Source organism: Longimicrobium sp. (genome assembly GCF_036554565.1).
Taxonomy (GTDB): Bacteria; Gemmatimonadota; Gemmatimonadetes; order Longimicrobiales; family Longimicrobiaceae; genus Longimicrobium.
Genome location: NZ_DATBNB010000422.1, coordinates 1 through 5,716, shown reverse-complemented (window position 1 = coordinate 5,716; position 5,716 = coordinate 1). Strand labels below are relative to the sequence as shown.

Annotated in this window: 2 protein-coding genes and 1 pseudogene; all 3 read left to right on the top strand. The window is 68.5% G+C overall.

What is annotated here, in order from left to right; all coding sequences use genetic code 11:
- Positions 1 to 357, top strand: a pseudogene (locus VIB55_RS11515) (hypothetical protein); the annotation flags it as partial.
- A 643-nt stretch (positions 358 to 1,000) separates the two neighbouring features.
- Positions 1,001 to 1,906 (top strand): ABC transporter ATP-binding protein, encoded by a 906-nt coding sequence (locus tag VIB55_RS11510; RefSeq protein ID WP_331876807.1) that lies wholly within the window; start codon positions 1,001 to 1,003, stop codon positions 1,904 to 1,906.
- Entirely contained in the window at positions 1,903 to 5,535 is a 3,633-nt protein-coding gene (locus VIB55_RS11505) for a hypothetical protein (RefSeq protein WP_331876806.1), read from the top strand. The genes VIB55_RS11510 and VIB55_RS11505 overlap by 4 nt, the downstream gene beginning before the upstream one ends.
- Positions 5,536 to 5,716: the final 181 nt, after the last annotated feature.

The window sequence follows — 5,716 nt, the reverse complement described above, 5'->3', positions numbered from 1 at the left end:
ACGGGCATTCTCGCCGTGGCCGACGGCGGGCTCGTCTCGCACTTCGCCGGCCCCGAGGACGGCGACAGCCCGCTCGCCGGGCTCGCGTGCGCGGAGCGGCGGCGCTGGCTCGAGTCGATGATCCCGATCGAGCCGATCAAGTACGTGGGCTTCGCGTCGCCGACGCCCCTCCTGCTGCAGTCGGGGCGGCAGGACGACCTCGTCCCGCCGCGCGATGCCGAGCGGCTGCACGCCGCGGTGCGCAATCCCAAGACGATCCTCTGGTACAACGCGGGGCACGGCCTGAACGCCGAGGCTGCGCGCGACCGTCTGGTGTGGCTGCAGCAGCGGCTCGGGATGCGCCCCCCGGCGCCCTGAGCCAGGGCGCGGCGCCCGGCGCACTGTTGAGGAAGGTGAAGGTCCTGACGTAGCGCCAGGATACGCATCCGGTGGGGTTCGGGGTTCCCGAGCTCCGCCGGATCGTTCGTTGTGCTGGTCGCTGGCGCCCTGGGCCTTCAGCCGCAGCTCCCCACCAGCAAGATCCCCATACCGATCGAGATTGCAGCGTCCACCCACAGGATCCACATCAGGATACGGTAGCCCAGGCTTTCTCGTTTAGGCAGCACCGGGCTACTTCCACAAGCAGGGCAGGGGATCTGCCCATCGGTTTTGAATTCCCTCCAGCAGCCCACGCAATAAGTACGTGTCAGCTTCGGTTTTCTTCCTCGGCGGGTACTGCTTGCCTCCTGCTTCTCTGCCATACCGTCCGCTGTGATCGTGCAGTCCCCCTGGCCAACAAGGGCCCGGGGCGGGGCCGGCGCGCAAGACCTTCGTTCGCCGAAAGCCAGGCCGGCTATCCACAGGACAATACGGACGGCGGCCGGGAGGAGATTCGCGGCCGGGCTCCCCCAAGCGTGGGACCCTTGCGCACAAGTTCTTTGTGGTGTAAAGTGCTTGGTGCTCAGGAAAGACACGCGAGTGCACGGGAATCCGCCTGAGCGTCGTACACAGTGGGAAAGCCATGGAACTGCAGATCCGCGACGTATCCAAGACCTACCCCAACGGCGTGCAGGCGCTGAAGGACGTAACGCTTACGATCCCGGCGGGGATGTACGGACTGCTGGGGCCAAACGGCGCCGGCAAGTCTACGCTGATGCGCATCCTGGCGACGCTGCAGGAGCCGGACAGCGGCAGTATCCAGCTCGGCGAGATCGACGTCGTGCGCGAAAAGGACCGCGTCCGGCAGACGCTCGGGTACCTGCCGCAGGAGTTCGGCGTGTATCCCAAGGTGAGCGCCGAGGAGCTGCTGGAGCACTTCGCCATCCTCAAGGGCATCGCCGACCGGAGGGCGCGCAAGGAGGTGGTAGAGGCGCTGCTCCGGCAGACGAACCTGTGGGACGTGCGCAAGCAGAAGCTGGGCGGCTACTCGGGCGGCATGCGGCAGCGGTTCGGCGTGGCGGTGGCGCTGCTGGGCAATCCCAAGCTGCTGATCGTCGATGAGCCGACGGCGGGGCTGGACCCGGCGGAGCGCGTGCGGTTCCTGAACCTGCTGAGCGAACTGGGCGAGAACAGCGCCGTGATCCTCTCGACGCATATCGTGGAGGACGTCAGCGAGCTGTGCACGCGGATGGCCATCATCGACCGCGGCGAGATCCTGCTGGAAGCGGAGCCGCTGGGCGCCATCGAGCAGATGCGGGGGCGGATCTGGCGCAGCGTGATCGAGAAGCGCGCGCTGGCGGAGATGGAGCGGGAGCACGCGGTGATCTCCACCAAGCTGCTCGCCGGAAAGACCCTGGTGCACGTCTACGCGGATGGATCGCCCGGCCCGGGTTTCGACCCCGCCGAGCCCGATCTGGAGGACGTCTACTTCACCACCATGGCCGGCCACCTCGGACGGCGGCGCGAGCGGGCGGAGGCGGCGGCATGAAGCTGCGCGAGATCTTCCGCTTCGAGTTCGCCTACCAGGTACGCCGGCTTTCCACGTGGCTGCCGTTCGTGGCGATGGTGGTGGTCGCGTACCTGTTCGTGCGGAAGAACTTCCTGGCCGACGCCCTCTACGGCGACTTCTACATCAACTCGCCGTACGTCATCGCCGTCGTCACCATCTTCTGCGGCCTGTTCTGGCTCCTGCTGGGGGCGAGCGTTGCGGGCGAGGTGGCGGTGCGCGACGTGGAGGCGGGGTTGCATCCCCTCACCTGGACCGCCTCCATCACCAGGGGCCAGTACCTGGGCGGGCGGTTCCTGGCCGCGTTCGCCCTGAACGCGCTGATCATGCTGGCCGTGCCGGTGGGCGTGATGCTGGCCGTGTACCTGCCCGGCGTGGACGCGCAGGTGGTCGGACCGTTCCGCCCGATGGCCTACCTCACCACGTACGCCTATCTCGCGCTGCCGAACGCCTTCATCGTCACCGCCATCCAGTTTGCGGTGGCCACGCGGGGGCGGCGGGCCATCGGCAGCTACGTGGGGAGCGTGATCCTGTTCTCGGTCGTATACGGCGGGATGGTCGCCGTCATGGTCTTTCTCGACGATCTGGCGCTGGCGACGGTGCTCGACGCCCTGGGCCACATGACCATTTTCGACGTTACGACGAACTGGACGCCGGTCGAGAAGAACACGCGCCTCCTGCGGCTGGAGGGCGCGCTGCTCTGGCGGCGCCTCCTGTGGGTGGGCATCGCGGCCGCCGTGCTGGCGTTCACGTACGCCCGCTTCCGGTTCGAGCACCTGGCCGCGCAGCCGTGGTGGAGCCGCATCGGGCGCCGGCGTGTGGCGCACGCTCCCACGCCCTCCGGCACCGAGCGGGCGAGGAACGCCATCGAGGTTCCGCGCGTGCAAGGAACCTTCGGCTTCGCGACGCACGTGCGGCAGGCGCTGGACATCGCGTGGACGTCGTTCCGAGCCGTCGCGAAGAGCCGGGTCGGGCTGATCGTCACGATCCCCATCGCCGTCGTGGCGGTGATGATTCTGCCCGAGCACCTGGTGAACATGGGCACGCCTATGCTGCCGCGGACCGGCTACGTCCTCACGTTCCTGGCGACGCCGCTGACCAACTTCATGACGCCGTGGCTCGTCATCCCCATGCTCACCGTGATCTGGGCCGGCGAGCTGGTCTGGCGTGAGCGCGAGGCGGGGCTGGGGGAGATTTCGGATGCGACGCCGGTGCCGGAGTGGGTGCCGTTTCTGGGCAAGTTCGGGGCGCTGGGCCTGCTGCTCGCCGCGTGGATGCTCGTGCTGATGATCATCGGCATGCTGATCCAGGTGAGCATGGGGTACCACGAGTTCCAGGTGGGCCTCTACCTGAAGGTCCTGTTCGGTCTGCAGCTTCCCGAATACCTGCTGTTCGCGCTGCTCGCCCTGGCGGTGCAGGGGATGATCAACCAGAAGTACCTGGGCCACATGGCGGCCCTGATCATCTATGCGCTGATCATCTTCGCCGACCGTCTCGGGGTCGGGCACAACCTGCTCGTCTACGGCGCGATGCCGGAGTGGAAGTACTCGGACATGCGAGGCTTTGGCGCGTCGCTGGGGCCGTGGCTGTGGTTCATGATGTACTGGGCCGCGTGGGCGCTGCTGCTGGCGGTCGCGGCGCGGCTGCTCTGGGTGCGCGGGCTGGAGAAGAAGCTGCGCACTCGCATGCACCTGGCCCGCGGCCGGTTCACGCGGCCGACGGCGGGGGCCGCCGCGCTGGCGGTAGGGCTCATCCTGGGGCTGGGCGGGTTCATCTTCTACAACACGAACGTCCTCAACCAGTACCGCACCGCCGCCGGTGTCGCGGAGTTGCGCGCCGAGTACGAGCGGCGCTACGGACGATACGCGGACGTTCCGCAGCCGCGCCTGGCCGGCGTCACCCTCCGCGTGGAGATCCATCCCCGGCGGCGGGCGGCGGATCTCCGCGGCACCTATCACCTGGTGAACCACACGAAGGGCGCGATCGATTCCATCCACCTGGCGCCCGCCATCGGCGTCGAAACCGGGGACGTGAGCTTCGACCGCCCCGCCACGCGCATGCTGGCAGACGCGGAGCACCGGCATCGCATCTACGCCCTGCGGCAGCCGCTGCAGCCGGGCGACTCGCTGCGCCTCCACTTCACGGTGCGCGTGGCGCAGCGCGGCTTCCGGAACGGCGGGGTCGACCCGGTCCTGTCCGTGACGAAGGCTAGCACCTATTTCCGAGGGCAGGACTGGCTTCCGGCAATCGGCTACCAGAAGGGGCGCGAGCTCTTCAAGCCCAGCGAACGGCGCGCGCAGGGGCTTCCCGCGCGGCCCATGGTCCCCACGCTCGCCGAGGCCGGCGACGTCACGGGCGAACGGGAATCGACCGGCCCCGAGCGCATCACCCTGGATGCGGTCATCGGGACGGACGCGGGCCAGGTCGCCGTCGCCCCCGGAGCGCTGCGCCGCACGTGGACGGAACGGGGACGCCGCTACTTCCACTACGTGACGGACACGCCCATCGGCAGCGAGTACGCCTTCTTTTCCGCCGCGTACGCGGTGCACGAGGAGAGGTGGACGCCTCCGGCGGGCGCGGGGCAGTCGGTCACCATCCAGATGTACCATCACCCCGCGCATGCCGCCAACCTGCAGCGCATGCTCCGCAGCGTGCGCGCGTCGCTGGCGTACAACACCCGTGCGTACGGCCGGTACCGGCACGGCAGCATCATCCGCCTGGTAGAGAATCCCGGACAGGGGCTCGGGGCGCACGCTGAGCCGGGGACCATCGACTACACGGAAGGGTTCACGCGGTACAATCCGGACAAGGACCCGCAGGGGCTCGACATGCCCTTCGCCGTCATCGCGCACGAGATGGCGCATCAATGGGGCGTTTCGTACGCCTTTGCCGAGGGCGCCCCGCTGATCACCGAAAGCTTCGCGTGGTACGCCGCGATGGGCGCAATCGAGGATACCTACGGGCGCGACCACCTGCGGCGGCTTCTGCGCTTCTTCCGCCAGCCGTCGCCCATTCCGCCCATCCGCCAGTCGCAGCCGCTGCTGCGGGCGCTGGACCCGTACGCCGCCTACCGAAAGGGCCCGTTCGCGCTGTTCGCCATGAGCGAGTACATGGGCCGGGAGCGCGTGGACCTGGCGTTCAGGCGCCTGATGGAAAACCCGCGTCCGGGCGGCGCGACCTCGCTGGACCTGTACCGCGAGCTGCAGGCGGTCACGCCGGATTCGCTGCGGCCGCTGCTTCACGACCTGTTCGCGGCGAACACCTTCTGGGAGCTGGAGACGGAGCGCGCCGCGGCCCGAAAGACGGACGCCGGCACCTGGCAGGTGACGATCCGGGTGAAGGCACGCAAGGTGACCGTCGCGCCCACGGGCGTGGAGACGGAGGTGCCGATGGACGAGTGGGTGCCCATCGGGGTCTTCGCGCCGACGGAGGGGCAGGGCAGCGAGTTCGGCGAAACACTGTACCTGCGCATGCACCGCATCCGCTCCGGCCAGCACACGATTACCGTAACCGTGCCCAAGAAGCCGTCCGACGCCGGGATCGATCCCTACGTGGTGCTGATCGACACGGAGCGGTTCGACAACGTGGAGGAGGTGGACATTGAGGGCTGAGGCCGCGCCGCCTGCGTTTCACCGCGGACGTGCTCCCGATTCGGCGGATTCCACGGCAGTGCTGCCGCCGGAAGATGCCTGCGAGCGGGGCAGGGCAGGGGATTTCGTCGATCGCGATTCCATCGTGCGACGGATCTGGGGGGATGGAGACATGATTCTCCTGGTCTTCGCCGGCTCCGCG